Origin of the sequence: Streptomyces zhihengii, from assembly GCF_016919245.1 — a bacterium.
Lineage (GTDB): Bacteria > Actinomycetota > Actinomycetes > Streptomycetales > Streptomycetaceae > Streptomyces > Streptomyces zhihengii.
This window is the reverse complement of the sequence record NZ_JAFEJA010000001.1, coordinates 5,925,585-5,950,577: the sequence shown is the minus strand read 5'-3', so window position 1 is coordinate 5,950,577 and position 24,993 is coordinate 5,925,585. Positions and strand designations below refer to the sequence as shown.

24 protein-coding genes are annotated in these 24,993 nt (G+C 74.8%); 17 read left to right on the top strand and 7 right to left on the bottom strand.

All coding sequences use genetic code 11. The features are described 5' to 3' along the window. The first annotated feature begins 9 nt into the window (after window positions 1-9). Complete coding sequence (locus tag JE024_RS25280) at window positions 10-828, top strand: MerR family transcriptional regulator (RefSeq protein WP_205375780.1); 819 nt, start codon at window positions 10-12, stop codon at window positions 826-828. A gap of 93 nt (window positions 829-921) precedes the next feature. After that, entirely contained in the window at window positions 922-1,887 is a 966-nt protein-coding gene (locus JE024_RS25275) for a helix-turn-helix transcriptional regulator (protein WP_205375779.1), read from the top strand. Window positions 1,888-2,041: 154 nt separating this feature from the next. Here the strand turns inward: JE024_RS25275 and JE024_RS25270 are convergent, their stop codons facing one another. Beyond that, window positions 2,042-3,052, bottom strand: a complete 1,011-nt coding sequence (locus JE024_RS25270) for an SDR family oxidoreductase (protein WP_205375778.1) — start codon at window positions 3,050-3,052, stop codon at window positions 2,042-2,044. Window positions 3,053-3,182: 130 nt separating this feature from the next. Between JE024_RS25270 and JE024_RS25265 the strand changes: the two genes are divergently transcribed. After that, window positions 3,183-3,701 carry a DUF4240 domain-containing protein gene (locus JE024_RS25265; RefSeq protein ID WP_205376723.1) on the top strand — a complete coding sequence of 173 codons (519 nt, stop codon included), beginning with the start codon at window positions 3,183-3,185 and terminating at the stop codon, window positions 3,699-3,701. An 85-nt stretch (window positions 3,702-3,786) separates the two neighbouring features. Here JE024_RS25265 and JE024_RS25260 read toward each other — a convergent pair whose 3' ends face one another. Next, the gene (locus JE024_RS25260) at window positions 3,787-4,317 is read right to left on the bottom strand and encodes a GNAT family N-acetyltransferase (protein ID WP_205375777.1); all 531 of its coding nucleotides are present in this window, start codon (window positions 4,315-4,317) and stop codon (window positions 3,787-3,789) included. A 222-nt stretch (window positions 4,318-4,539) separates the two neighbouring features. Between JE024_RS25260 and JE024_RS25255 the strand changes: the two genes are divergently transcribed. Further along, window positions 4,540-5,439 carry a TIGR01777 family oxidoreductase gene (locus JE024_RS25255; protein ID WP_205375776.1) on the top strand — a complete coding sequence of 300 codons (900 nt, stop codon included), beginning with the start codon at window positions 4,540-4,542 and terminating at the stop codon, window positions 5,437-5,439. Between the two features lie 435 nt (window positions 5,440-5,874). Next, a complete protein-coding gene (locus JE024_RS25250; protein ID WP_205375775.1) occupies window positions 5,875-7,179 on the top strand; it encodes an NAD(P)/FAD-dependent oxidoreductase in 1,305 nt (434 codons plus the stop codon). A 145-nt stretch (window positions 7,180-7,324) separates the two neighbouring features. On the opposite strand, the gene JE024_RS25245 is transcribed toward JE024_RS25250, so the two are convergent. Beyond that, on the bottom strand, window positions 7,325-8,773 hold the full coding sequence (locus JE024_RS25245) for an NsdA family TPR-like regulatory protein (RefSeq protein ID WP_205375774.1): 1,449 nt from the start codon (window positions 8,771-8,773) through the stop codon (window positions 7,325-7,327). Window positions 8,774-9,067: 294 nt separating this feature from the next. Between JE024_RS25245 and lipB the strand changes: the two genes are divergently transcribed. From lipB to JE024_RS25225, 4 genes are all read left to right on the top strand, one after another. After that, a complete protein-coding gene (lipB, locus tag JE024_RS25240; protein WP_205375773.1) occupies window positions 9,068-9,865 on the top strand; it encodes a lipoyl(octanoyl) transferase LipB in 798 nt (265 codons plus the stop codon). A gap of 123 nt (window positions 9,866-9,988) precedes the next feature. Next, window positions 9,989-10,942 carry a lipoyl synthase gene (gene lipA / locus JE024_RS25235; protein WP_205375772.1) on the top strand — a complete coding sequence of 318 codons (954 nt, stop codon included), beginning with the start codon at window positions 9,989-9,991 and terminating at the stop codon, window positions 10,940-10,942. A 439-nt stretch (window positions 10,943-11,381) separates the two neighbouring features. Continuing rightward, entirely contained in the window at window positions 11,382-11,591 is a 210-nt protein-coding gene (locus JE024_RS25230; protein WP_205375771.1) for an SCO2195 family GlnR-regulated protein, read from the top strand. Window positions 11,592-11,610: 19 nt separating this feature from the next. Further along, on the top strand, window positions 11,611-12,321 hold the full coding sequence (locus JE024_RS25225) for a DUF4191 domain-containing protein (protein ID WP_205375770.1): 711 nt from the start codon (window positions 11,611-11,613) through the stop codon (window positions 12,319-12,321). Between the two features lie 92 nt (window positions 12,322-12,413). Here the strand turns inward: JE024_RS25225 and JE024_RS25220 are convergent, their stop codons facing one another. Further along, window positions 12,414-12,881, bottom strand: coding sequence for an RDD family protein (locus JE024_RS25220; RefSeq protein WP_205375769.1), 468 nt, complete (start codon window positions 12,879-12,881; stop codon window positions 12,414-12,416). A gap of 219 nt (window positions 12,882-13,100) precedes the next feature. Between JE024_RS25220 and glnA the strand changes: the two genes are divergently transcribed. Further along, on the top strand, window positions 13,101-14,510 hold the full coding sequence (gene glnA / locus JE024_RS25215; RefSeq protein ID WP_147990185.1) for a type I glutamate--ammonia ligase: 1,410 nt from the start codon (window positions 13,101-13,103) through the stop codon (window positions 14,508-14,510). A gap of 142 nt (window positions 14,511-14,652) precedes the next feature. Further along, window positions 14,653-15,516 (top strand): MOSC domain-containing protein, encoded by an 864-nt coding sequence (locus tag JE024_RS25210; RefSeq protein WP_205375768.1) that lies wholly within the window; start codon window positions 14,653-14,655, stop codon window positions 15,514-15,516. A 15-nt stretch (window positions 15,517-15,531) separates the two neighbouring features. On the opposite strand, the gene JE024_RS25205 is transcribed toward JE024_RS25210, so the two are convergent. After that, on the bottom strand, window positions 15,532-15,807 hold the full coding sequence (locus JE024_RS25205) for a hypothetical protein (protein ID WP_205375767.1): 276 nt from the start codon (window positions 15,805-15,807) through the stop codon (window positions 15,532-15,534). Window positions 15,808-15,929: 122 nt separating this feature from the next. On the opposite strand from JE024_RS25205, the gene JE024_RS25200 reads away from it, so the two are divergent. Then, on the top strand, window positions 15,930-16,292 hold the full coding sequence (locus JE024_RS25200; RefSeq protein WP_205375766.1) for an arsenate reductase family protein: 363 nt from the start codon (window positions 15,930-15,932) through the stop codon (window positions 16,290-16,292). A gap of 53 nt (window positions 16,293-16,345) precedes the next feature. Here JE024_RS25200 and JE024_RS25195 read toward each other — a convergent pair whose 3' ends face one another. Continuing rightward, window positions 16,346-16,849: a carboxymuconolactone decarboxylase family protein gene (locus JE024_RS25195; RefSeq protein WP_205375765.1), complete on the bottom strand. Its 504-nt coding sequence runs from the start codon at window positions 16,847-16,849 to the stop codon at window positions 16,346-16,348. 41 nt (window positions 16,850-16,890) lie between these two features. Between JE024_RS25195 and pdxR the strand changes: the two genes are divergently transcribed. Together pdxR and JE024_RS25185 are read left to right on the top strand one after the other, a co-directional pair. Then, window positions 16,891-18,294 carry a MocR-like pyridoxine biosynthesis transcription factor PdxR gene (pdxR, locus tag JE024_RS25190; RefSeq protein ID WP_205375764.1) on the top strand — a complete coding sequence of 468 codons (1,404 nt, stop codon included), beginning with the start codon at window positions 16,891-16,893 and terminating at the stop codon, window positions 18,292-18,294. Between the two features lie 172 nt (window positions 18,295-18,466). After that, window positions 18,467-19,216, top strand: coding sequence for an RlpA-like double-psi beta-barrel domain-containing protein (locus JE024_RS25185; RefSeq protein ID WP_205375763.1), 750 nt, complete (start codon window positions 18,467-18,469; stop codon window positions 19,214-19,216). Window positions 19,217-19,525: 309 nt separating this feature from the next. Here JE024_RS25185 and JE024_RS25180 read toward each other — a convergent pair whose 3' ends face one another. Next, complete coding sequence (locus tag JE024_RS25180) at window positions 19,526-20,428, bottom strand: Gfo/Idh/MocA family protein (protein WP_205375762.1); 903 nt, start codon at window positions 20,426-20,428, stop codon at window positions 19,526-19,528. Between the two features lie 240 nt (window positions 20,429-20,668). Between JE024_RS25180 and glnII the strand changes: the two genes are divergently transcribed. From glnII to JE024_RS25165, 3 genes are all read left to right on the top strand, one after another. Beyond that, window positions 20,669-21,703 (top strand): glutamine synthetase, encoded by a 1,035-nt coding sequence (gene glnII, locus JE024_RS25175; protein ID WP_205375761.1) that lies wholly within the window; start codon window positions 20,669-20,671, stop codon window positions 21,701-21,703. Between the two features lie 195 nt (window positions 21,704-21,898). Beyond that, window positions 21,899-23,929, top strand: coding sequence for a hypothetical protein (locus tag JE024_RS25170; RefSeq protein ID WP_205375760.1), 2,031 nt, complete (start codon window positions 21,899-21,901; stop codon window positions 23,927-23,929). 471 nt (window positions 23,930-24,400) lie between these two features. After that, window positions 24,401-24,970 carry a winged helix-turn-helix domain-containing protein gene (locus tag JE024_RS25165; protein ID WP_205375759.1) on the top strand — a complete coding sequence of 190 codons (570 nt, stop codon included), beginning with the start codon at window positions 24,401-24,403 and terminating at the stop codon, window positions 24,968-24,970. Window positions 24,971-24,993: the final 23 nt, after the last annotated feature.

Here is a 24,993-nt window from a genome sequence, read left to right as displayed (position 1 = left end):
GGAGACGTCATGTTCACCATCGGAGACTTCGCCAGGCACGGCCGCGTGTCGGCCCGGATGCTGCGCCACTACGACGCCATCGGGCTGCTGCGCCCCGAGCGCACCGACCCGTTCACGGGCTACCGCCACTACTCGGCGGCCCAGCTCGCGCGGCTCAACCGCATCGTCGCCCTCAAGGATCTCGGCTTCACGCTGGAGCAGGTGCGCCGGATCCTTCAGGACCGGCCGGGCCCGGACGAGCTGCGGGGGATGCTCGCGCTGCGCCGGGCCGAGCTGGAGGAGGCCATCGCCGCGGCGGCGGCACGGCTGCGGCAGGTCGAGGCGAGGCTCCGGTCCATCGAGAGCGAGGGGCACATGCCCACCCAGGACATCATGATCAAGAACATCCCTCCGGTGCGCGTCGCCGAGCTGTCGGGCATCGCGGCGAGCTACCAGCCGGAACACATCGGCCCGGTGATCGGCCCGCTGTACGAGGAGCTGTACCGCCGGCTGTCCGAGGCCGGGATCGCCCCGTGCGGTCCGGGGGTCGCGTACTACGAGGACGCCCCGGAGGGCGGCGGCGCCATCCTCGTCCACGCGGGCTGCACCGTCCCCCGGGACACCTCCGCAGGGCCGGACTTCGACGTCGTCGACCTGCCGGCCGTGGAGCGCGCGGCGACGATCGTGCACCGCGGCCCGATGGACGACGTGCTGACGACCTCGCAGAGTCTGGCCCAGTGGATCGACGCCGGCGGCCACACCTCCGCCGGGTACGCGCGGGAGGTGTACCTGGAGTGCCCGCCGGACACGGCGAAGTGGGTGACCGAACTCCAGGAGCCGCTCGCCTGATCCCGGGGCGGCCCGCGGCGCGGGGCCGCCGCTCCCCCGGGCCCGGGCCGTCCGCCGGCCCGTGGCACCGCCGGGCTGCGCCATGATGAACGCATGCGCGCTGCCCGGCTGATCAGGATGGTGCTGCTGCTCCAGGCGCGGGACGTCATGACGGCGGCCGAACTGGCGCGGGAGCTGGAGGTGTCGGAACGGACCGTGGCCCGGGACGCCCTCTCCCTCTCGGAGGCGGGCATCCCGGTCTACGCGGACCGGGGCCGCACCGGCGGCTACCGGCTGATCGGCGGCTACCGCACCCGGCTGACCGGCCTCGGCCGGGACGAGGCGGCGGCGCTGTTCCTCTCCGGACTGCCGGGCGCCCTGCGCGAGATGGGCCTCCAGGACGCGGCGTCGGCGGCGCGGCTCAAGGTCTCGGCGGCCCTGATCCCCTCGCTGAGCGACGCCTCCGACTCCGCGGCCCAGCGCTTCCATCTCGACGCGCCCGGCTGGTACCAGGAGCCGAGCACGCCCCCGCTGCTGCCGGCCGTCGCGGAGGCGGTGTGGGGCGACCGCCGCGTCCGGGCGGTGTACCGGCGCAGGGACGGGGAGGTGGAGCGGCTGCTGGAGCCGTACGGCCTCGTGCTGAAGGCGGGGGTCTGGTACCTGTGCGCCCGCGCCGACGGGGCGGCGCGGGTGTACCGGATCGACCGGTTCGCCTCGGTGGAGGCGGACGGCGAGGTCTTCGAGCGCGACGAGGACTTCGACCTGCCGGCCTTCTGGGCGGAGCGGGCGGCATCGTTCGCCCGCTCGCTGCTGCGCTCCGAGGCGGTCCTCCGGGTCACCGGGGCCGGCGCCCGGCGGCTGCCCCACGTCACGGACCGGGCGGCGGCCGAACGGTCCCTGGAGGCCGCCGGCCCGCCGGACGCGGAGGGGCGGGTGACGCTGACCCTGCCGGTGGAGTCACCGGACGTGGCCTACACCCAACTGCTGTCCCTGGGACCGGAGGTGGAGGTCCTCGGCCCGCCGGAGCTGCGGGAGCGGTTCGCCCGCGCGACGGCGGGACTGCGCGAGCTGTACGGCTGAGGACCGCGCGGCCGGGGCGGGACGGACGGCCGGTGCGGACCGGACGGCCCGGGCGGGACGGACCGCACGGCCCGGGGACGGACCGCACGGCCCGGGGGCGGACCGGACGGCCCCACCGGTCGTGTGCGGTGCCGTCCGGTCCCGTGCGGGCACCTCAGCGGTAGTCGGCGGCGGACGGGTTCTCCCCCGCCTTCTCGGCCGCCATGAAGCCCCACACGTCGGGCCGGCTGCCGTCCGCGTCGGTGACGCCGTACTCCTTGCCCAGCCGCCCGCTGTCGAGGGACAGGCCGTTCCAGCGGTCCCGTGCGGGATCGGCGGCGAGGGCGGCGACGCCCCGGCCGATGTAGGCGGGCGACTCGGACAGATCCCAGAGCTTCTGCTTCTCGATGCCGTCCCGCCAGGTCTCCTCGGTGAGGCCGAAGCCGTCGAGCATCTCCTCGGACCTGAGGAAGCCGGGGGTGACCGCGACGGCCGTGCCGCCGACGTGCCGCAGTTCCTCGCCGAGGAGGTACGCCATGCGGATCGGGGTGTTCTTGGCGAGGTCGTAGTAGAAGTTCTCGCGGAACTCCTTGTTGGTCTCGGCCGTGCCGTCGGTGACCTCGACGACCAGGCCGCCCGGGTTCCGGACCAGCAGGGGCAGCGCGATGCTGCTGGTGATGATGTGGGTGCGGGTGCCGAGGTCGATCATGCGCAGGCCCCGGTCGAGGTCGACGTCCCACATCCGGGTGTCGAAGTCGAGCAGCGGGTTCCCGCCCCACACGTCGTTGACCAGGATGTCGAGCCGGCCGTGGTCGCGGTCGATCCGGGCGACCAGGGCCCTGACCCGGTCCGCCTCCAGGTGGTCGGTCGGCACGGCGATCCCCTCGCCGCCCGCGGCGGTCACCAGCTCCGCGGTCTCCTCGATGGTCTCCGTCGCGCGGCCCAGCTCGCTCACCCGCTCACGGGTGGTGCGGCCGGTCGCGTAGACCGTCGCCCCGGCGGCGCCGAGGCCGACGGCGATGGCCCGGCCGGCCCCCCGGGTGGCGCCGGCGACCAGCGCGATCCTGCCGGTGAGCGGCTTGTCCCCGGGCGTCGTCGCGGTGCCGGACACGGTCCGGGCGGAGTGCGGGGCGGCGGTGTCCGCCGGGCGGTCCGTACCGGCCGGGGACGTCTCGTTCGTCGTCATGCACCGACCGTCGCACGGATACCCGACACCTCCTGTCCGGCTTTCCGCACGGGTCGCGCCGGATCCCGGCGGGGAGGCGGCGGGGCCTCCGCGTGCGCGGCCTCCCGCGAGCCACGATGCTTGTCCCGTGATGGACGAGACGGAGTTCTGGGAGATCGTCGACAGCACCCGCGAGGCCGCCGAAGGCGACCCCGACGACCACGCCGACCTGCTCGTCGAGCGGCTGCTGCGGCTCGATCCCGACGCCGTGCTGGACTTCGCCCGTCACTTCGAGTCGCGCTGGAACCGCGCGTACACCTGGGACCTGTGGGGAGCGGCCGCCGTGCTGCTCGGGGGTGCGAGCGACGACGCGTTCGACGCGTTCCGCTGCTGGCTGATCGGCCAGGGCCGGGAGGTCTTCGAGGGCGGCGTGCACGACCCGGACACGCTGGCGGAACTGCTGGAGGACTTCGACGAGGACATCGACGGGGACGGCGAGGAGCTGGGGTACGCGGCGGACGAGGCGTACGAGCGGCTGACCGGGGTGGACGCGCCGGATCTCGGCATCCCCCCGCAGGCGGCGGAGCCCGCGGGCACGGCGTTCGACTTCGACGACGACGCCGCGCTGGCACGCCGCTTCCCCAGCCTGTGGGAGCGCTTCGGCACCTGAGGCCGCGCCGGTCCGCACCGCTCCGGTCCGCACCGGTCGGGGCCGTCCCGGGCGGGCGGGGGCGCGGGGACCGTCCCGGGCGGGTTCAGCGCGGGAGCGAGCGGCCCATCAGGACGTCGTCCACGAAGCGGCCGTCGAGGTGGAACTCCCCGGGGAGCACGCCCTCCACGGCGAAGCCCTCCGAGGCGTAGAGCGCGCGGGCCGGGGTGTTGTGGCCGAGGACGCGCAGGGTGATGCGGACGGCGCCCTGCCGGACGGCGTCGTCGCACGCCGCCCGCAGCAGTGCCCGCCCCACGCCCCGCCCGCGGGCGGCGGCACCGACGGCGAGGCCCTGTATCTGGCGCACGTGCCGGTTGCAGGCGAGCGGGGTCGGGGCGACCAGGCGGATGTAGCCGAGGACCGTGCCGTCGGCGTCCTCGGCGACCAGCACGTCCTCGGGGCGGTGGGCCTCGTCGAAGAAGGGACCGTACGGCGGCACGGGACGCGGGGTCACGGCGTGCAGCGGCGACCAGGCGGCGCGGTCGAGCTCGCCGAGCGGGGCGTCGTCGGACAGGCGGGCGGGGCGGACCCTCGGGACGCCGGTGCGGGAGGCGGGATCGGTGTGCGCGGCGGTCATACGGCCACTGTGTCACGGGCCCCGGGCCGGGCGCCGCCGCATTCCCGCCCGGCCGCGGGCGCCGCCGCGCCGCCCCGTCCGCCGCCGCGGTTCCCGCCGCGTCCACCGCCGTGGTTCCGCGCCGCCTCCCGCCGTGGTCGGCGTCCCGCCTCCCGCCGTGGTTCTCGCGGAGCGCGGGCGCGGTCGGGCGGAACAGCGGTGCGGGTGGGGCACGATGGGGGCATGGAGACCTCTCGTATCGCCGTCACCGGCGCCTCCGGGCTCATCGGCAGGGCACTCGTGCGCTCTCTGCGCGCCGACGGTCATGAGGTGGTGCGCCTGGTGCGCGGCACCCCGCGCGCCGCCGACGAGGTGGCGTGGGACCCGCGGCGGAGTCACGTCGACACGGCCGGGCTGGTGGGCTGCGACGGGGTCGTGCACCTCGCGGGTGCCGGGGTCGGCGACCGGCGCTGGACGGATGCGTACCGCAAGGAGATCCGGGACAGCCGGGTGCTCGGCACCGCGGCCGTCGCGGAGGCGCTCGCCTCGCTGGACACTCCCCCGCGGGTGCTGGTCAGCGGGAGCGCGGTCGGCTACTACGGGGAGACCGGGGACCGCGCCGTGGACGAGGACGCCCCGCCCGGGGACGGCTTCCTGCCGGAGGTGTGCGTCGAGTGGGAGGCGGCGGCGGCGCCGGCGCAGGAGGCGGGGGTGCGCACCGTCTTCGCCCGCACCGGGCTGGTCGTCTCGCGGGACGGGGGCGCGTGGGGCCGGATGTTCCCGCTGTTCAGGGCGGGGCTCGGCGGGCGGCTGGGCAGCGGCCGGCAGTACTGGAGCTTCATCTCCCTGCACGACGAGGTCGCGGCGCTGCGGCACGCGCTGGACACCCCCTCGCTGTCGGGGCCGGTGAACCTGACCGCGCCGGAGCCGGTGACGAACCGTGAGGTCACGGAGGCGATGGGCCGTGCGCTGGGCCGCCCCACCGTGTTCGCGGTGCCCGAGCAGGCGCTGCGGCTGGCGCTCGGCGGGATGGCCTCGGACGTGCTGAGCAGTCAGCGGGCGCTGCCGGTGCGGCTGTTGGAGTCGGGCTTCACCTTCGCCTTCCCCCGGGTCGAGGACGCGATCGCCGCGGCGCTGCGCTGACGCGGGGCGCCGTGCTGGGGGCCGCGAGCGGGACGGGGCGCCGTGAAGCGGGACGGGAGCGGGGCGGGGCACGGCGGGAGCGACCCGTGGGCCCGCCGTCGCCGGGAGTGAACCGCCCGCCGCACTCGGCGCGGGAGTGCGGCAACGTGCCGTCGCACTCGGCGCGAGGGGCGCCGCCGCGCACCGCCGCACTCGGTGCGGGACCGCCGCACCGCACCGGGCGCGGCGGCACGTTGCGGGCGCCGGGGGCGTGCGCCCCCGCGCTCCGGTGACCCGTGGTGTGCGCGACTGCGCGGCGGGGAGCGGCTGCCTAGGCTCGGGGGCAACTCGGGCATTCCTCGGGCCTGTTGGGGGCATGACCCTCCCATCAGCCGCGCCGGCCTCGGGGAGGGGCATGTGCTCAGCACCGCATCGCAAGCGGAGGAAGCGCATCACATGGATCACGCGGACGTCGTCGTCGTGGGGGCCGGGCTCGCCGGACTCGCGGCGGCCCATCGACTGACCAGGGCCGGAGTGCGGGTCAGCGTCCTGGAGGCCGCCCCGGTGGTGGGCGGCACAACGACCACCGAGCGGATCGACGGATTCCGGCTCGACCGCACCAGTGCGCTGCTCAGCAGCGCCTATCCGGAGCTCCGCCGGGTCGGGGCCCTCGGAGACCTCCCGCTGAGGATGTTCTCGCCCGGGGTGCTCGTGCACCAGGGCGGGCGGTTGCAGCGGACCGGCGAGACCGGGAGCTCGCCCTTCGCCCTGCGTGGCGTGGGGGGAGCGTTCACCGTCGCGCGCGCCCTCGCGAGCGCCCCCCGGCCGCGCCAGCTCGACCAGGCCCGGCTGGGCGCGTCCCTGGCGCGCCTGGCGGGCACGCCGGTGCGCCGCGTGCTCGCCCGGCCCGAACGCACCGTCGCCGACGTGCTGTACGGCCGCGGCCTGCCCGCCAGGACGGTGCACGGCTTTCTCCGTCCCCTGCTGTCGGCGCTCCTCGCGGACCCGGAGCTGACGACGTCCAGCCGCTGCGCCGATCTGGTGCTGCGCGGGTACGCCCGGGGCCGGCTGTGCATCCCGGCGGGCGGCGCCGACGCGCTGCCGCTGCGACTCGCCGAGAGCCTCCCGGAGGGCACCGTGCGGACGGGCGTCAGGGTCACGGACGTGGCGGTGAACCGCGTCGTGACCGAGGGGCACGGCGAGATCTCCTGCCGGTCCGTGCTGGTGGCCACGGGCGGCCGGGCGGCTGCCGGGCTGCTGCCGGGGCTGCGGGTGCCGTCGTACCGGCCGCTGACCGTGGTGCACCACGCGGCGCCCGAGGCACCGCTGACCGACCCGGCCCTGCTGCTCGACGCGGACCGGGGCGGGCCGGTCGCCTACACGGCGGTGATGAGCGAGGTCGACCCGCTGCGCGCCCCCGAGGGCCGGGCGCTGGTCTCGTCGACCGTGCTGGGCGCCCCGCCCGAGGACGCCGACCGCGCGGTGCGGCGGCACCTGTCGGCGCTCTACGGGACACCGACGGACGACTGGGAGCTGCTGGCCGTCCACCACGACCCCGAGGCCGTCCCGGCGATGCCGCCGCCGCACGACCCGCGCCGCCCGGTGCGGCTGCTGGCCGGCCTGTACGTGTGCGGCGCCCACCGGGACACCGCGACCGTGCAGGGCGCCCTGTTCTCCGGCCGCCGTGCGGCGCAGTCGATCCTGTCCGACCTCGGGATCCGGCACGACCAGGCGGCCGCCGCGCTGTCGGCCGCCGCCTGAGAGCGTCCGGCCCCGGGAGCCGCGCCCCCGGGGCGGGACCGCCCTCGCCGAGGGCCGCGACGCGGGGCCGGACCGGCCTAGCCGAGGGCCGCGACGCGGGGCAGGACCGCCCTCGCCGAGGACCGCGACGCGGGGCCGGACCGCCCTAGCCGAGGGCCGCGACGCGGTCGCGGTAGGTGCGGACGGGGCCTGCGTCGCGGTACGGCTCCAGACGGCGCTCGAACTCGCGCACGTACTCGGACGCCCGCGCCGAGCGCATCTCGGACGCCTGGAGCGCCGCCTCCGCGCCCAGCGCGCACGCCTGTTCCAGCTCGCCGAGGCCGAGGCGGGAGGTGGCGAGGACGACACGGGTGAAGAGCCGGCTGCGGGCGAGTGCCGGCGGGCGCAGGTGCAGGGAGCGCTCCGCGTGCTGGACGGCCGAGCGGTACTGATGGAGGTCGCGGTGGCAGTGCCCGATCTCGTCGGCGAGCTGGCCCTCGTCGACCCCGCGGGCCCAGTGCGGCACGTCGTCGCCCGGCCGTGCCGAGTCGAGGGCGCGCTCCGCGCGGGCCAGTGCGCCGTTGCAGGCCCGGGCCTCGCCGAGCACGGCGTGGCCGCGGGCCTCGGCGGCGTGCAGCAGGGACTGGACCTGCGGCGGCGCGGCGGAGCCGACCCCCTGCTGGGCGACCCGGGTGAGCTGCACCGCCTCCCGTCCGTGCCCGAGGTAGACGGCCTGGCGGCTCATGGTGACGAGGACGTAGCTGCCGTACGCGCGGTCGCCCGCGGCCTGCGACAGCCGGAGCGCCTGGACGTAGTACCGCTGGGCGAGGCCGTGGGCCGTCATGTCGTAGGAGGTCCAGCCGGCCAGTCTGGTCAGGTCGGCGGCGGCGGCGAAGAGGCGTCGGCCCAGCGTCTCCCCGTAGGTGCCGCGCAGCATCGGCTCGGCCTCGTGCTCCAGGTAGCGGACGAGGGCCTGCCGGGCGTGGCCTCCGCCGTAGGCGTGGTCGAGGGCGCGGAACAGCTCGCCGACCGAGCGCAGGGCGGAGATGTCGCCGCCGGAGACCTTCTGGCCCGGTCCGCGTTCGGTGCTCCGCTGGCGGGGCACGGAGATCCGGGTGCCCTGCGCCGGGACGCGCCCCGAGCCCGCCGGTGCCGCCTCGCCGCGGCCGACCCGTTCGTCGGCGCGGCCGATCAGCCAGTCGCGGCTGGGGACGACCAGTCCGGCAGGGGTGAAGGCGATCTTGCTCAGTTCGGCGTGGTTGCCGGAGTCCTTGCGCCACAGGCCGCTGACGATGTCGACGGCCTCCTCCGGGGTGGCCGCGAACTCCAGGCCCGCGTAGACGGGGGCGCAGGCGTCGAGGCCGAGGTCCTGGGCGGACAGGCGGCGGCCGAGTCTGCGGGTGAAGACCTCGGCGATCAGGGCCGGGGTCGTGCCGCGCGGCTGCTGCCCGCGCAGCCAGCGGGTGACCGAGGTCTTGTCGTACCGCAGGTCGAGACCGTGTTCGAGGCCGAGCTGGTCGACTCTGCGGGCGAGCCCGGCATGGGAGAAGCCTGCTTCTGCGATAAGCGCTGCGAGCTGCCGGTTCGGCGTGCGCTGCGCGGCTCGTTCCGTCATCTGCTGTCGGGTCTCCTGCCTTCCGGGCCGGGAGCAGCCCTCAAGGAACGGCGCGAATTTAGCGGTCCGACCAGCCCTTTCCGCCGCCTTCGCCCCACATTCATCCGATCGTGTGAGGATTGATGACGTCACTGACCGTGGCGCTGACGGTGTTCACCGGGAGCGCACGGATGATCCGCACACGATCCGTACCGGGTCCCCGGGGAATCCACCTGCCCTGAGGGGTGTTTCCCGGCCGCCGTACAGTGGCTGGGGCCCGGCCACCGCCGGGCGGAGTTCGAGGGAGGCACAGCCGTGAGTGAGCTGCGGTTCGTCCGACTGGGGTTCGGCGAGGACGCCGTCGAGTACCAGGAGGCATGGCAGAAGCAGCGCGACGTCCACGCCGCCCGCTTCGCGGACGAGATCCCGGACACCTGTCTGCTGCTGGAACACCCTCCCGTCTACACGGCGGGACGGCGCACCGAGGACAGCGAGCGCCCCCTCGACGGCACCCCCGTCGTGGACGTGGACCGGGGCGGCAAGATCACCTGGCACGGTCCCGGCCAGCTCGTGGGGTACCCGATCCTGAAGCTGCCGCGTCCGGTGGACGTGATCGCCCATGTGCGGCGGCTGGAGGACGCGCTCATCCTCACCTGCGCCGACTTCGGGGTGGCGACCTCGCGGGTCGAGGGCCGCAGCGGTGTGTGGGTGCTGGGCGACCCGGTGGAGGAGCGTCCGGCCCTCGGCGGGCTGTCGCTCGACTTCGACCCCCGGCTGCACGACGACGAGTTCGACCCGCGGCTGAACGGCCCGGAGTACGCGCCGTCCAACGCCGGCCAGCGCCGCGAGGACCGCAAGCTCGCCGCGATCGGCATCCGCATCGCCAAGGGCGTCTCGATGCACGGCTTCGCGCTGAACGTGAACCCGGACAACACCTGGTTCGACAGGATCGTGCCCTGCGGCATCCGTGACGCGGGGGTCGCCTCGCTCGCCGGCGAGCTGGGGCGCGACGTGACCATCGGCGAGGTGCTGCCCGTCCTGGAGGGACATCTGCGCGACGTCCTGGAGAACGCGGACCCGCGGCCCCGCGCCGTCGAGCGGGCGACCGCCTGACCCCGCACGTGACGGCCCGGGGGAATGCACACCCCGGGCCATGGGTTGGCCAAGCGTAAGGCCGCACTTTTATCGGGCGTACTCTGGTGTTCGCCGAAGAATCGAAGCTGTAGGGAGCCGGTCGTGTCCGCAGTCGCACCCGACGGACGCAAGATGCTGCGCCTGGAGGTCCGCAACAGCCAGACCCCCATCGAGCGCAAGCCCGAGTGGATCAAGACCCGGGCGAAGATGGGCCCCGAGTACAACCAGCTGCAGAAACTGGTCAAGAGCGAGGGCCTGCACACGGTCTGCCAGGAGGCGGGCTGTCCCAACATCTTCGAGTGCTGGGAAGACCGCGAGGCCACCTTCCTGATCGGCGGCGACCAGTGCACCCGGCGCTGCGACTTCTGCCAGATCGACACGGGCAAGCCGGAGGCGCTGGACCGTGACGAGCCCCGCCGCGTCGGCGAGTCCGTGGTCACCATGGACCTGAACTACGCCACGATCACCGGCGTCGCCCGCGACGACCTGGAGGACGGCGGCGCCTGGCTGTACGCGGAGACCGTGCGGCAGATCCACGCCATGACGGCGGAGCGGGAGAGCGGCCACACCAAGGTCGAGCTGCTGATCCCCGACTTCAACGCGGTGCCCGAGCAGCTCGCCGAGGTCTTCTCCTCGCGGCCGGAGGTGCTGGCGCACAACGTGGAGACCGTGCCGCGGATCTTCAAGCGGATCCGCCCCGGCTTCCGCTACGAGCGCTCGCTGGAGGTCATCACCCGTGCCCGTGAGGCCGGCCTGGTGACCAAGTCGAACCTGATCCTCGGCATGGGCGAGACCCGCGAGGAGGTCAGCGAGGCGCTGCAGCACCTGCACGACGCCGGCTGCGAGCTGATCACGATCACCCAGTACCTGCGCCCGTCCGTGCGCCACCACCCGGTGGAGCGCTGGGTGAAGCCGCAGGAGTTCGTGGAGCTGAAGGAGGAGGCCGACGAGATCGGCTTCTCCGGCGTGATGTCGGGCCCGCTGGTGCGGTCCTCGTACCGGGCGGGGCGCCTCTTCCAGCAGGCGATGGAGCGGCGGAACCGAGCCGCAGCGTAGGTTGCGGGTCCGCCCGAGGCACGAGGGCGGGCACGCGGCCGCAGCGGAGGCGAGACGGAGCGCGACCGGGGACACAGAGCGGCGGAACCGAGCCGCAGCGTAGGTTGCGGGTCCGCCCGAGGCACGAGGGCGGGCACGCGGCCGCAGCGGAGGCGAAGCGGAGCGCGACCGGGAAAACACCCGGCGGAACCGGTCGGCACAGGCCGTGTGAATTCGGGCACAAGCAACTACCGCCCAGTAGGGGCGAGTTGGGACGCGGCCCGTGCCCTCCCCGCAGGTCGGGGCGGGGCGCGGGCCGCGTTCGCGTCTCCGGGCGGCGCCGACACCTCGCCCAAACGTTTCATCGCGGTTTGACCGGTCGGTCACGCCCTGGTAACACCGATCTGTGACGCTCGTTGCACGCTCAGCTTCCCCTTCTGCCCACTCCGGGAGTCCCACCATGCAGGCCGCTCCTGTCCGTCCCGTGACCGCCACCGCCATCCCGACCGTGACCGGCGCCCTGCGCGCCATGGAGGCCCTGCTCCTGGGCAGCGGCCAGCGCACCGCCCGCCGCAACGCCTGGACCGCCGTGCTGGAGGACCGCCGCCGGGCCAAGGACCGGGTCGAGGCCGAGCACGTACTCGAGGCCGTGGCTGCCCGCACTTCGTAGGACACGTAAACTTCCCCGTATGGCGAGGAAGGCAAAATCAGACAGCAGTGACGCTGCTGCGAACCCCGGGCGACTGAAGCAGATCGCTCTGACGTACAAGATGACCCGAAAGGCCGACCCGAAGGTCGGTCTGGTGGTCGCGGCTGTGGGAATCGTCACCTTCGGTGTCTTCCTCGGGATCGGTTTCCTGATCGGCCACCCCATCTACCTGGGCATCCTGGGCTTCCTTCTCGCCTTCCTGGCGATGGCGATCATCTTCGGCCGCCGGGCCGAGACCGCCGCCTTCGGGCAGATGGAAGGGCAGCCGGGCGCCGCGGCGGCCGTCCTGCAGAACGTGGGGCGCGGCTGGACCACGACCCCGGCGGTCGCGATGAACCGCAACCAGGACGTCGTGCACCGCGCGGTCGGCAAGGCCGGCATCGTGCTGGTGGCCGAGGGCAACCCGAACCGGCTGAAGACCCTGGTCGCGGCCGAGAAGAAGAAGATGAACCGCATCGTCGTGGACGTCCCCGTGCACGACATCCTGGTGGGCAACGACGAGGGCCAGGTGCCGCTCAAGAAGGTGCGCACCACCATGCTGAAGCTTCCCCGGGTGCTCACCGGCCCGCAGGTCACGGCGACCAACGACCGGCTGCGCGCGATGGGCGACCTGATGAGCAACATGCCGCTGCCGAAGGGGCCCATGCCGAAGGGCATGCGCATGCCGCGCGGCGGCGGGAAGATGCGCTGACGCCACCGGCACGGCACGGACAACGGGAGAGCCCGCCAGGACATCGTCCTGGCGGGCTCTCCCGTTGTCCGCTCCGGCGGGGCCTGCGCCGGTCAGATCCTGACCTGGACCGCGCGGCCGAGGCGGTCGTGCAGACCGCGGCCGTCGCGGTCCCAGACGAGCGCGGGGATCGCGATGCACAGCAGCGCGCTGCGCAGGAGGGCCCAGCCGAAGCCGAGGCGGCCGCCGTTCTCCGAGATCACCCGCAGGCCGAAGATCCGCTTGCCGGGGGTGGAGCCGACGGTGCCGACGGTCAGCACGGCCACGATGAAGAAGATCAGCAGGGCGCGGTTGGAGGTCGCCTGCTGACTACTCCCCGCGAACAGGCCGTATGCGATCAGGAAGCACAGCCCCCAGTCCAGGAACAGTGCTCCGAAGCGCCGCCCGAGCGGGGCGGCGGAACCCGGTCCCGACTCCGGAAGTCCGAGGCGCTCGCCCCGGTACCCGAAGTCGACACCCATCTCCTCGGCCGCAGCGCGGGGCCCGGAGAGCCACGATCCGATTGCTTGCCTGTTGTCCACCCGACCACGGTACTGCGCCCGCTTTCGATCACTTCGGCCCGGGTCCCCGGGTACCCGGGCGGGGTCCCCGGCCGCCGTCCTGGTTAACGTCGGCGAAACAAATGGGTCATGCTTGAGAAATCCGGTCTGCCTATGGTCGGGTCCAGCGTGTGCCACCGCACTGGCCGCACGGACGAGCTGCAACCCCGCCCCGCCCGGGTCGGGAGTAGGAGGAGTTGGATGTTCCAGAACGCCGACGAGGCCAAGAAGTACATCGCCGACAACGACGTGAAGATGGTTGACGTCCGGTTCTGCGACCTTCCGGGCGTCATGCAGCACTTCACGATCCCGGCGACGGCCTTCGACCCGTCGGAGGAGCTGGCGTTCGACGGTTCGTCGATCCGCGGTTTCCAGGCGATCCACGAGTCCGACATGGCGCTGCGCGCCGACCTGTCGACCGCGCGTCTGGACCCGTTCCGCCGTGACAAGACGCTGAACATCAACTTCTTCATCCACGACCCGATCACGGGCGAGCAGTACAGCCGCGACCCGCGCAACATCGCCAAGAAGGCCGAGGCCTACCTCGCCTCCACCGGCATCGCGGACACCGCGTACTTCGGCCCCGAGGCCGAGTTCTACGTCTTCGACTCGGTGCGCTTCAGCACCGCCGCCAACGAGGGCTTCTACCACATCGACTCCGAGGCCGGCGCCTGGAACACCGGCGCGGTCGAGGACAACCGCGGCTACAAGGTCCGCTACAAGGGCGGCTACTTCCCGGCCCCGCCGGTCGACCACTTCGCCGACCTGCGCGCCGAGATCTCCCTGGAGCTGGAGAACGTCGGCCTCCAGGTCGAGCGCCAGCACCACGAGGTCGGCACCGCCGGCCAGGCGGAGATCAACTACAAGTTCAACACGCTGCTCGCCGCGGCCGACGACCTGATGCTCTTCAAGTACATCGTGAAGAACGTCGCCTGGCGCAACGGCAAGACCGCGACCTTCATGCCGAAGCCGATCTTCGGTGACAACGGCTCCGGCATGCACGTCCACCAGTCGCTGTGGCAGGGCGGCTCGCCGCTCTTCTACGACGAGCAGGGCTACGCCGGCCTGTCGGACACCGCCCGCTACTACATCGGCGGCATCCTCAAGCACGCCCCGTCGCTGCTCGCCTTCACCAACCCGACGGTGAACTCCTACCACCGCCTGGTGCCCGGCTTCGAGGCCCCGGTCAACCTGGTCTACTCGCAGCGCAACCGCTCCGCCGCCATGCGCATCCCGATCACGGGCTCCAACCCGAAGGCCAAGCGCGTCGAGTTCCGCGCCCCGGACCCGTCGTCCAACCCGTACCTGGCCTTCTCCGCGCTGCTGCTCGCGGGCCTGGACGGCGTGAAGAACAAGATCGAGCCGGCCGAGCCGATCGACAAGGACCTCTACGAGCTCGCCCCCGACGAGCACGCGAACGTCCCCCAGGTCCCGACCTCCCTCCCGGCGGTCCTCGACGCCCTGGAGGCGGACAACGAGTACCTCCAGGCCGGCGGCGTCTTCACGTCCGACCTGATCGAGACCTGGATCGACTACAAGCGCACCAACGAGATCGCCCCGATCCAGCTGCGTCCGCACCCGCACGAGTTCGAGCTCTACTTCGACCTCTAGGATCACGGCCCGCCCCGCGGGCCGGTGCCGAGGTGTACGGCGAGGGTCGCCGCCCCGTGACGGGGCGGCGGCCCTCGCCGCGTTCCCGGGGGCGCCCGGGGGTCCGGACGGGCCCGGGGGCAGGGGCCATTACGATCGGGCCATGGGGATGACCGTTCACGAGCTGACGTACTACCCGGTGAAGGGCTGTGCCGGCACCTCCGTGGCGAGGGCGCGGGCCGGTGCGGCGGGGCTGGAGCACGACCGGGTGTTCATGGTCGTCGACGCCGTCGACGGGTCGTTCCGGAGCCAGCGCACGACGCCGGCGATGGCCGCCGTCCGGCCGGAGGTCCGGGAGGGCGGGCGGGAGCTGCGGCTGGACGCCGACGGGGCCGGGGAACTGGTCCTGGAGGTCGATCCCGCGGGCAAGCGGATCCCGGTGTCGCTGTTCGGCACCGCCGTGGGCGACGCGGTGGACCAGGGGGACCCGGCCGCCGAGTGGTTCTCCGAGGTGCTCGGCACCCCGTCCCGGCTGGTGCGGGTGCGCGAGGGCTTCGACCGGGACGGCTGGGGCGAGACGCCCGGCAAGGTCAACTTCGGTGACGCGCACGCCCTGCTGATCGCCTCCCTCGCCTCGCTCGACGGGCTCAACGCCCGGATCGAGGAGGCCGGCGGCTCCCCCGTGCCCATGAACCGCTTCCGGCCCAACATCGTGCTGGCCGGCTGCGGGGCGCCGCACGACGAGGACCTGATGCGCCGCATCCGTGCCGGGAGCGCCGAATTCGCGCACTCGGTACGGGCGATGCGCTGCGCGGTGCCCATGGTGGACCAGGCGACCGGCCTGCGGGCCGGGCCCGAGCCGGTGCGCACGCTGGCGACCTACCGGCGGGAGCCGCTGTACGACAACAAGGTCAGCTTCGGGCTGAAGGCCGCCGTGCTCCGCGAGGGCGTGCTGTCCGTCGGGGACGCGGTGGAGGCCGAACGGTACGGGAACGGGGCGCCCGATCCCGGGCGCCCCGCCTCCTGAGGATGCCGTGCCCGGTCAGCGGCCGTAGCGGATCAGGGCCCTGACCATCCGGCAGGTGGTGTCGGAGGGGGCGTGCACACCGATGCGCTCGGCGGCGGCCCGTATCCGGCGGTTGTCGGCGGTCGCGGGGTGGTACACGCCCGAGTCGAGCAGGGCGATCGTGAGCCGCATGGCCTTGAGACGGCGGTTGTGGGAGACGTACCACTCGCGCGGCTGTCCGGCGGGGAGCGGCTTCTTCACTGCGGTCGGCGTGGGGAACAGGGGCTCTGTCGTGAGTGTGGCAACGGCCATCGGCAACCTCCTGGCGCGGTGGCGGGACCATCCCGAACTACTGTCCATTCTACCGCCGTGCACCGACAATCGGCCCTGGCCAGACGGTGTTTGAGGGCATCGCGGACGGTACCCTCGGCTCCATGGAGATCTGGATCAACCCCGCCTGTTCCAAGTGCCGCAGCGCGCTCACCGTGCTCGACGCGGAGGGCGCCGACTACACCGTGCGGCGCTACCTGGAGGACGTGCCGACCGAGGACGAGATCCGTGCGGTGCTGGAGCGCCTGGGCCTGGAGCCGTGGGACATCACCCGCACCCAGGAGCCGGCGGCGAAGGAGCTCGGCGTCAAGGACTGGGCGCGGGACGCCGGTGCACGGGGCCGGTGGATCGCCGCCCTCGCCGCGCACCCGAAGCTGATCCAGCGGCCCATCATCACCGCCGACGACGGCTCGGCCGTGGTGGCGCGCACGGAGGACGCGGTGCGGGACGCCCTCGGGCGCGGCTGAGCGGGCGCGCCCGCCCCGGCGGAGCACCGCTCCGCCGGGAGCCGGGAGCCGGGCTATCCGCGCTCGTCCGTGCCGGCGACCTTGGCCGTGGCGAGGGCGATGCGGTTCCAGGTGTTGATGGTGAGGATCAGGGCCAGGAGCCGGGCGAGTTCGGCCTCCTCGAAGTGGGCGGCCGCGCCGCGGTAGACGTCGTCGGGGACGCCGGCGTCGGCGATCAGGGTCACCGCCTCGGTGAGGGCGAGCGCGGCCTGTTCCTTCCCGGTGAAGAAGTGCCGGGCCTCGCGCCAGACGCCCACCATGTGCATGCGCTCGTCGGTCTCCCCCGCCTTGCGGGCGTCGGTGGTGTGCATATGGAGGCAGTAGGCGCAGTGGTTGAGCTGGGAGGAGCGGATCTGGACCAGCTCCACCAGGGTGGGGTCGAGCCCCTCGCGGGCGGCGCTGTCCAGGCCGATGACCGCCCGGAAGACCTTGGGCGCGGCCTTGGCGAAGTCGATCCGCTCGGCGGTGGCGGTGGTGTCGTTGCCGGTCAGGGGCGCTGCGTTCGTCGTCATGACCATGAATCTACGGGCCCGGGCGACCGGCTGTAGGGTGCATTCCCATGCCGGAATCATGGGTCAATTTCGCCGAGCGGCTGGGCGCCGATCTGCATCTGGAGCTGGCCGGGACGGGCAGCCGGCGGGCGGTGCTGATGCGGGCCCTGCGGGAGGCGATCGAGAGCGGGCGGCTCGCGCCGGGCACCCGGCTGCCGCCGTACCGCTCGCTCGCCGCCGACCTCCAGGTGGCACGGAACACGGTCGCCGACGCCTACGCCGAACTGGTCGCCGAGGGCCGGCTGACCGCCCGGCAGGGGTCGGGGACGCGGGTGGCCGAGCGGGTCGCCCCGCTGCCGTCCGGCACCCGGCCCCGGGCCGTCGCCGCGCCCCCGCGGCCGGTCCACGATCTCGTCCAGGGGCAGCCGGACCCGTCGGCCTTCCCGCGCGGCGCCTGGCTGGCGTCGGCCCGCCGGGCGCTGAACACCGCACCGCACGACGCCTTCGGGCCCGGTGACCCGCAGGGGCGCCCGGAACTGCGCCGGGCGCTGGCGGAGTACCTGGCCCGGGTGCGCGGGGTCCGGACGTCGCCGGAGCGGATCGTCGTCTGCTCGGGGACCGCCCACGCGCTGCGGCTGCTCGCCCGGGTGCTGGGCGGGAACTGGGCGGTGGAGGCGTACGGACTCCCCTTCCACCGGGGGCTGCTGGCGGAGTGCGGGGTGCGGACGGTGCCGCTGGACGTCGACGGCGAGGGGGCGGACACGGGCGGCCTGGGCCGTGCGCGGGCGGTGCTGCTCACCCCGGCGCACCAGTTCCCCACCGGGGGCCCGCTGCATCCCGGGCGGCGTTCGGCTGCGGTGGCCTGGGCCGGGGACACGGGCGGCGTCGTGGTGGAGGACGACTACGACGGCGAGTTCCGCTACGACCGGCGGCCCGTGGGCGCCGTGCAGGGCCTGGATCCGGAACAGGTGGTGTACACGGGCTCGGTGAGCAAGAGCCTCTCCCCCGGGCTGCGGATCGGCTGGATGGCGCTGCCCGCGCGCCTGGTGCCCGAGGTCGTCGCCGCGAAGGGCGAACGGGAGCCGTACGCCGGTGCCGTGGAGCAGCTCACCCTCGCGGACTTCCTGGCCCGCGGCTCGTACGACCGGCATGTCCGCAGGATGCGGCAGCGGCACCGGCGGCGGCGGGACCTCCTGGTGTCGGTGCTGGCCGAACGCGCGCCCCAGGTACGGGTGTCGGGCATCGCCGCCGGGCTGCACGCCGTGCTGGACCTGCCGGAGGGCAGCGAGCGGTCGGTGGTGAAGGCCGCGGCGTGGCAGGGCCTCGCGGTGGAGGGCCTGTCCGGCTACCGGCACCCGGGCTGGCGGGGCCCCGTCCGGGACGGGCTGGTGGTGGGGTACTCGACGCCTCCGGAGCACCGGTACGCGGGGGCGCTGGACCTGCTGTGCCGGGCGCTGCCCCCGGCGCCCTGAGGGACCGCGCGCCGTGCCGGCCGCCGTGCCGGGGCGCGCGCACCGGCCGCCGCCTTAAGGAAAGTTAAGGAAGTGGCGGCCGGTGCGGCTGAGCGGTTGCCCGCGGGGTCTCGTACACAAGGACACAAGGAACCATCCGGCCGCCCCCTCGGCCGGGGACAGGAGCCCTGACGTGTCACGCAGGAAGACCCTCGGCGGCAGGAAGAAGCTCGCCCTCCTCGCCGGTGCGGCGGCGCTGGTCGCCGGTACCGCGGTGATCATGACCGGCACGAGCCAGGCCTCGGTGGCCTGCGACGGCCTCGCCCAGGCGGTGCGCAACAACGAGAACTTCATCGCGGGCCAGCGGGCCGCCCCCGACGCCCAGTCGGCCGCGCGGATCGCCAACCGGGAGGCGGTGATCGCCCAGATCCGGGTCCAGCAGAAGGCGGCCGGCTGCGACGCCGGGGCGGGGGCCGGGGGCGGACAGGCGGCTCCCCCGGCGCAGCCCCCGGCCGGGCAGGCGCCCCCCGCCGGAGCCGGCGGCGGCGAGCAGGCCGGCGACGGTCAGGCGGGCGGCGACGAGGCGGGTGGCGGCGAGCAGGCCGGCGACGGTCAGGCGGGCGGCGACGAGGCGGGTGGCGGCGAGCAGGCCGGCGGCGGTCAGGCGGGCGGCGGCGCGGGCGGCGGCGCGGGCGGCGAGGTCGTCTGTGCCGGGTCCACGGTGACGCTCTCCGGCGAAGCCGGCGCACCCGCCGCCTCCAGCGGCCAGTTCCCGGTCGGCACCCGGCTGCGGGTCACCAACCTCGACAACGACAAGTCCACCACCGTGGAGGTGACCTCCGCCTCCGGGAGCTGCGCCCTGCTGAACAACGCGGCCTTCGAACAGGTCCGCGAGCCGGGCAAGTTCCTGATCCGCAACGCGCGCATCGAGCGCGTCGGCTGACCCCGGGGCCGGCCGGCCCGGGACGCGTCCACCGTCCCGGGCCGGCCGTGCCCGCTCCGCCGCCCCACCCCACCGGGGCGGAACGCCGGGCCGCGCGGGGGTCCTCCCGCGCGGCCCGTCGGCGCGTCGGCACCGGGACCGTCCACCGTCCCGGGGCCTGCCGCGTCCACCGCGCCGCCCCGGCGGGGCGCCGGGCCGGTCCGCACCCCGCCGGGCCCGGTGCTCCCGGACCGCGGCGCCTCGGGCCGTGTCCGACCGGTCCCGCGCGGCCCCTGCGGGCGGATCGCGCCGGGGGGGGAAGGCACGGCCTCAGGGGCGCAGTCCTTCCTCCGCCTCCGCGAGGATCTCCGTGATCCGCAGCCCGAAGCGCACGTCGCACGGGTGCGGGCGGCCCGTCCGGGCGGCGGTGGCCAGTTCGTCCACCGCGCGGCGGAAGGCGTCCACCGGGTCGCCCCAGCCGTCCGGCATGGCGGCCCTGCCGTGCTCGCCCCGCAGCACGAGCTCCACCCCGGCCGCGTTCGCGGGGGCGCCGAGGCCGAGCGTCAGCGTGCTCGACGCGCCGGTCGCGTGCCGCAGGACCAGGTGCGTGGTGTCCTCGGGGCCCCGGGCCGCCGTCACCGAGGTCGCGTCGCCGAGCACCGGCAGCAGCGCGGAGAGCGCGTGCGGGCCGACGTCCCACAGGCCGCCCTTCTCGCGCCGCCACGGGGAGGCGGCGAACGGGCTGTCCGAGCCCGGCGCGTAGAGCGAGCCGAGCCACTGGGCGTGGGCCGTGAACCAGCCGCCGACGGCGCTCTGCTCGTCGACCCACCGGGCGGTCTCGGCCGCGAACCGCAGGGTGCAGAAGACCACGGACGCGACCTGGGCCTCCTCGGCGGCCCGGGCCGCCGCGCGGGCGTCGGCGACGGTGGTGGCCACCGGCTTGTCCAGCAGCAGATGGCATCCCTCGGCGGCGGCCCGGACGGCGAGCTCCGCCTGCACGTCGGGCGGGACGCAGAAGGCGACGGCGTCGCTGGCGGCGAGGAGTTCGGCGAGTCCGTCCTCGCCCGTGTAGGCGGTGGTGCCGTGGGCGTCGGCGAGCGCCGCCGCGGCCTCGGACCGGCGGCCCCACACGCCGCCGAAGGCGACGTCCGGGTGCCCGGCGAGGGCGGGCGCGTGGGTCATGGCCGCCCAGGGCCCGGCGCCCACGAGGCCGATACGCAGGTGTCTGGTCATGCGCACCAGTGTGCACACGGGTCACCGGCCGGACGGGACCGGCGGGCGCCCCGGCCTGTATACGACAAGGTCGCGGGCGCCCCGCGGACCGGCCGGGAACCCCGGCTCGGCACGGCCGACACACCGCCCCGGACCGGTGTGTTTCGCACGTAACGTGGGGTTCACAAACGGGCAACGGCCGGGAAATCGCGCATTGCGAAGCTGCGCGGCATACCGCTGCACCCGCAAAGGATGAGACCCGTGAGCATCAAGGCTGAGTACATCTGGATCGACGGCACCGAGCCGACCGCCAAGCTTCGCTCCAAGACGAAGATCCTCGCGTCCGGTTCCTCGACGGCCCTCGCCGACCTGCCCGTCTGGGGCTTCGACGGGTCCAGCACCAACCAGGCGGAGGGCCACGCCTCGGACCGCGTGCTCAAGCCGGTCTTCGTCTGCCCGGACCCGATCCGCGGCGGCGACAACGTCCTCGTGCTCAACGAGGTCCTCGACATCGACATGACCCCGCACTCCTCCAACACCCGGGCCGCGCTGGTCGAGGTCGAGGCGAAGTTCGGCGCGCAGGAGCCGATCTTCGGCATCGAGCAGGAGTACACCTTCTTCGAGGGCGACCGCCCCCTCGGCTTCCCGCAGGGCGGCTTCCCGGCCCCGCAGGGCGGCTACTACTGCGGCGTCGGCGTCGACGAGATCCACGGCCGTGACGTCGTCGAGGCGCACCTGGAGAACTGCCTGAAGGCGGGTCTGGGCATCTCCGGCATCAACGCCGAGGTCATGCCCGGCCAGTGGGAGTTCCAGGTCGGCCCGCTGGCGCCGCTGGAGGTCGCCGACCAGCTCTGGATCGCCCGCTGGCTGCTCTACCGCACCGCCGAGGACTTCAACGTCTCCGCCACCCTCGACCCGAAGCCGGTCAAGGGCGACTGGAACGGCGCGGGCGCGCACACCAACTTCTCCACCAAGGCGATGCGCGAGGGCTACGACGCCATCATCACCGCCTGCGAGTCGCTGGGCGAGGGCTCCAAGCCGCTCGACCACGTCAAGAACTACGGCGCCGGCATCGACGACCGCCTGACCGGTCTCCACGAGACCGCCCCGTGGAACGAGTACAGCTACGGCGTCTCCGACCGCGGCGCCTCCGTGCGCATTCCGTGGCAGGTCGAGAAGGACGGCAAGGGCTACATCGAGGACCGCCGTCCCAACGCCAACGTCGACCCGTACCTGGTGACGCGGCTGATCGTGGACACCTGCTGCTCGGCGCTGGAGAAGGCCGGCCAGGTCTGAGCACCCCTTGCCCGGGGAAGGGGGCGCCCGCCGACCAGGCGGGCGCCCCCTTCGTCATGGGCGCCGCGGCCCCGCCGGGGTCCCGCCGGGGGCGGGCGCGCCATCGCCGGGGCCGGGCGCCACGGGTGCGGGACGCCGCGCGGTCCCGGCGCCCCCGTGGTCGCCCCCGACCGGCGCTCGCCTAGCCTCGGCGCCATGACGGAACCGCTGGAGGGGATCGAGGCCGTCGACTGGCCTTCGCTGGAGCACGCGTACGGGCCGGCGGACGACGTCCCGGAGATGCTGCGTGCGACGCTCTCGCCGGACGGGGAGACGCGGGAGGCCGCCTACGACGACCTCTTCTCGTCGCTGTGCCACCAGGGGGACGTCTACTCCGCGACGGCCGCTGCGGTGCCGTTCGTGGGCCGGCTGGCCCGGGACGGGGGCGAGGGCCTGGTACGGCGGCTGTGGCTGCTCACGGCCGCCGCCGACGGGCACGGGCGCGAACGGGACGCGGCACGCCGGGCGGTGGCCGCCGCGCTCCCCCCGCTGCTGCGCTTCGCGGAGCACGACGACGGCACCGTGCGGGAGGCCGTGGTCCGGCTGGTCACCGCGACGGGCCCGTTCGCCGTGCCGCTGCTGCCGCTGCTCCGGGCCCGGCTGGACGAGGAGCGCGAACCGGAGCTGCGGGCGCGGCTCGTCACGGCGCTCGGCCTGCTGGACGTGTCGGACTCCGCCCGCACCGCGCGGAACACGGCGCTGCTGTCCGCCCCCGAACCCGCCGTCCGCAGGGCGGCGGTGACGGACCTGCTGCGCACGGCCCGGCCGCCGTTCCCGGGCCCCCTGGTGGACGCGGCAGCCGCCGCGTTCCCGGCGCTCCCCGACGACGCCGGGGAGTGGCCCCACCCCTATGTCCCGCTGGCGGACCGCCTGCTGGAGGACCGGGAGGCCGCCCGGCGCGCCCTCGCCCTGGGGGTGCCGATCGCGCAGCGGCTCACGGACCTCTGGCGCGACTGCGAGGCCGACGCGCTGCCCGCGCTGGCGGCCGCGGTGGACCACCGCTACGACCTGCTGCCGATCGCCCGCATCGGCGCCGCGCTGGCGCCGGGCGGGGGTGGGGTGCCCGCGCCCGGCGCGGGCGGGGCGCCGGCTGGGACGGACGAGCCCGTTGCGCGCGGGGACGGGGCGGCGGAGCCCGGCCCGGGCGGGCTGCCGGAGGGTGGCCGGGCGTGGGCGGCGGAGCCCGGCGCGGGCGGGGCGCCGACGGGGGTGGCGGAGGCGGACTGGCTGGAGCCGTTCCTCGGCTCGGCGGAGCCGGGGACGAGGGTCGCGGCGACGCTGGCCGCCGTACGGCTGCGGCTGCCCGGCGCGGCCGAGCGGGTCCTCGCGCTCATGGACGCACTGCCCGGCTACGAGGACCCGGTCTTCGGGACGCGGATCGCCACGGCGACCGTCGTCCGGGCCGCCGTCGAGACGGGCGGGGACGCGGCCGGGCAGGTGGCGGCCCGGGTGGCGGCGGCGCCCCGGGCGGAGTGGACCGGTGTGCTGTGCGCGTACCCCGGACTCGCGGCCGGGTGCGCCGACGCCCTCGTCGCGCTGCTGCCCGCCTCCGCCGGGGCGCTCGGCGCGGCGGGGCCGGCGGCGGGCGGCCGGGCCGCGCGGGCCCTGCGCGCCCGGGCCGAGCGCGGCGACCTCGCCGCCGCCCTCGCGCTCGCCCGGGTGACCGGGGACGCCGCGCCCGCGGTCGCGATCCTCCGTCCCCGGCTGGGCGCCGACCCGTCCGCCGACGACCTGGACGCCGCGGGCGCGTTGGGGGCCGCGGGCGCGGCGCTGGTCCCGCTGGTCGAGCCGCCGGCGTACGCCTCCGCTTCGGTACGGCCGAGCGTGCGGCGGCGGGCGGTCGAGGCGGCGGAGGCGCTCTGGCGGATCACCGGCCGCACGGACGGGATCGCTCCCGTGGTGGCCGAAGCCCTCGGCCGGGCACGGGACTTCCACGAGCCGCAGGTGCGGCAGGTGCGGACGCTGCTCGCGATGGGCGTGCTGCCCGCGGCCGCCCGGCCCGCCGTGGAACGCCTCGCGCACTCCGAGCGGCGGGTGGTCACCCATCTGTTCCCGGACGGCGAACCGCACATCGACAACGAGGCGCGGGCACTGGCCCGGATGCTGCTCGCGCGCACGGGAGCGCGCACCGGAGCGGGGACGGGAGTGCGCTCGGGAGCGGCGGCGACAGCGGCTCCGGGGGCGTAGGCCGGGCGGCGGGCAGCGGTGGCTTCCGGTCGGTCGTGGCCCGTCCGCGTGCCCGTGGGGCGGGGTCCTGGCGGGCCGGGCGGGTCCGTCCCGCCAGGACCGACACCGGTGGGCGGGCCGGCGGCCCAACGGACCGGCGCGTCCGCACAGGTGGCCGAATGCCGACTGTGAAGGGAGGATCACATCCCGATGTGCGGGACGGGTGTGCTGCGAACGCGGGGCGTCTGCTTCAATGAAGCCATGGTCAGGACTGAGCAGCACGACACGGCGACGGGGCGCACCGACCTCGAGCCGTTCTGGCCTTCCCGTCAGCACCATGACTTCGACCGGGTGTGTTGCCGCGCGGTGAACGCGCAGGCCCTCTAAAGCCACTCGACCGGCTCTCCGCCGCTCGACCGGGTCTTCGGCCGGCGCGCACGACGTACGTACGACTTCGTCCGTCTTCCTCCCGCGCGAAAGAGCTGACCTCTCATGGTGAACACCCGTACCCTCTCGACCGTTTCCGCCGCCCGCTCCGCCGGCGCCCCCGCCACGGCCGTGCCGCCGCTCCTCGGCCGGCACCGGCTCCGTGCCGTCGATCCCGACGAGGTCGTGGACGTCACGGAGTTCCTGCCGCCGGGCGCGACCCTGCTGCCGGCTCCCCCGCACGCCCTGCCCTCGCTGCCCGGACGCCCGCCGATGGTCGGCTACCTGGTGCTGGTGCCCGCCGACCAGCAGGCGCTGCTCGGCGCCGTGCCCGAGCAGCAGCCGCCGGCCGGTGAGGGGCCGGTGGTGATCGACTCCGTGCAGCGCACCGCCGAGGTCGACGGGCGGGTGCTGGACCTCACGTACCTGGAGTTCGAGCTGCTCTCGCACCTCGTCGCCCACCCGAACCGGGTGCACACCCGCGACCAGTTGGTGACCACGGTGTGGGGCTACGGGCATGTGGGCGACGGCCGGACCGTGGACGTCCATGTCGCCCGGCTGCGGCGCAAGCTGGGCGCCGAGCACCGCCGCACGATCCAGACCGTGCGGCGGGTCGGCTACAAGTACACGCCGTGACCGGCGTGCCCGGCTCGGGCCGG

What these genes read in the sequence shown, in the direction of transcription:
- JE024_RS25180 (WP_205375762.1), bottom strand. Translation starts at nt 20,428, where the DNA reads ATGACCAGACACCTGCGTATCGGCCTCGTGGGCGCCGGGCCCTGGGCG.
- JE024_RS25260 (WP_205375777.1), bottom strand. Translation starts at nt 4,317, where the DNA reads ATGACCGCCGCGCACACCGATCCCGCCTCCCGCACCGGCGTCCCGAGG.
- pdxR (WP_205375764.1), top strand. Translation starts at nt 16,891, where the DNA reads ATGCCGGAATCATGGGTCAATTTCGCCGAGCGGCTGGGCGCCGATCTG.
- JE024_RS25265 (WP_205376723.1), top strand. Translation starts at nt 3,183, where the DNA reads ATGGACGAGACGGAGTTCTGGGAGATCGTCGACAGCACCCGCGAGGCC.
- JE024_RS25255 (WP_205375776.1), top strand. Translation starts at nt 4,540, where the DNA reads ATGGAGACCTCTCGTATCGCCGTCACCGGCGCCTCCGGGCTCATCGGC.
- JE024_RS25280 (WP_205375780.1), top strand. Translation starts at nt 10, where the DNA reads ATGTTCACCATCGGAGACTTCGCCAGGCACGGCCGCGTGTCGGCCCGG.
- JE024_RS25230 (WP_205375771.1), top strand. Translation starts at nt 11,382, where the DNA reads ATGCAGGCCGCTCCTGTCCGTCCCGTGACCGCCACCGCCATCCCGACC.
- JE024_RS25205 (WP_205375767.1), bottom strand. Translation starts at nt 15,807, where the DNA reads ATGGCCGTTGCCACACTCACGACAGAGCCCCTGTTCCCCACGCCGACC.
- JE024_RS25200 (WP_205375766.1), top strand. Translation starts at nt 15,930, where the DNA reads ATGGAGATCTGGATCAACCCCGCCTGTTCCAAGTGCCGCAGCGCGCTC.
- JE024_RS25275 (WP_205375779.1), top strand. Translation starts at nt 922, where the DNA reads ATGCGCGCTGCCCGGCTGATCAGGATGGTGCTGCTGCTCCAGGCGCGG.
- JE024_RS25270 (WP_205375778.1), bottom strand. Translation starts at nt 3,052, where the DNA reads ATGACGACGAACGAGACGTCCCCGGCCGGTACGGACCGCCCGGCGGAC.
- JE024_RS25250 (WP_205375775.1), top strand. Translation starts at nt 5,875, where the DNA reads ATGGATCACGCGGACGTCGTCGTCGTGGGGGCCGGGCTCGCCGGACTC.
- JE024_RS25210 (WP_205375768.1), top strand. Translation starts at nt 14,653, where the DNA reads ATGGGGATGACCGTTCACGAGCTGACGTACTACCCGGTGAAGGGCTGT.
- JE024_RS25225 (WP_205375770.1), top strand. Translation starts at nt 11,611, where the DNA reads ATGGCGAGGAAGGCAAAATCAGACAGCAGTGACGCTGCTGCGAACCCC.
- JE024_RS25170 (WP_205375760.1), top strand. Translation starts at nt 21,899, where the DNA reads ATGACGGAACCGCTGGAGGGGATCGAGGCCGTCGACTGGCCTTCGCTG.
- JE024_RS25165 (WP_205375759.1), top strand. Translation starts at nt 24,401, where the DNA reads ATGGTGAACACCCGTACCCTCTCGACCGTTTCCGCCGCCCGCTCCGCC.
- glnA (WP_147990185.1), top strand. Translation starts at nt 13,101, where the DNA reads ATGTTCCAGAACGCCGACGAGGCCAAGAAGTACATCGCCGACAACGAC.
- JE024_RS25245 (WP_205375774.1), bottom strand. Translation starts at nt 8,773, where the DNA reads ATGACGGAACGAGCCGCGCAGCGCACGCCGAACCGGCAGCTCGCAGCG.
- JE024_RS25195 (WP_205375765.1), bottom strand. Translation starts at nt 16,849, where the DNA reads ATGGTCATGACGACGAACGCAGCGCCCCTGACCGGCAACGACACCACC.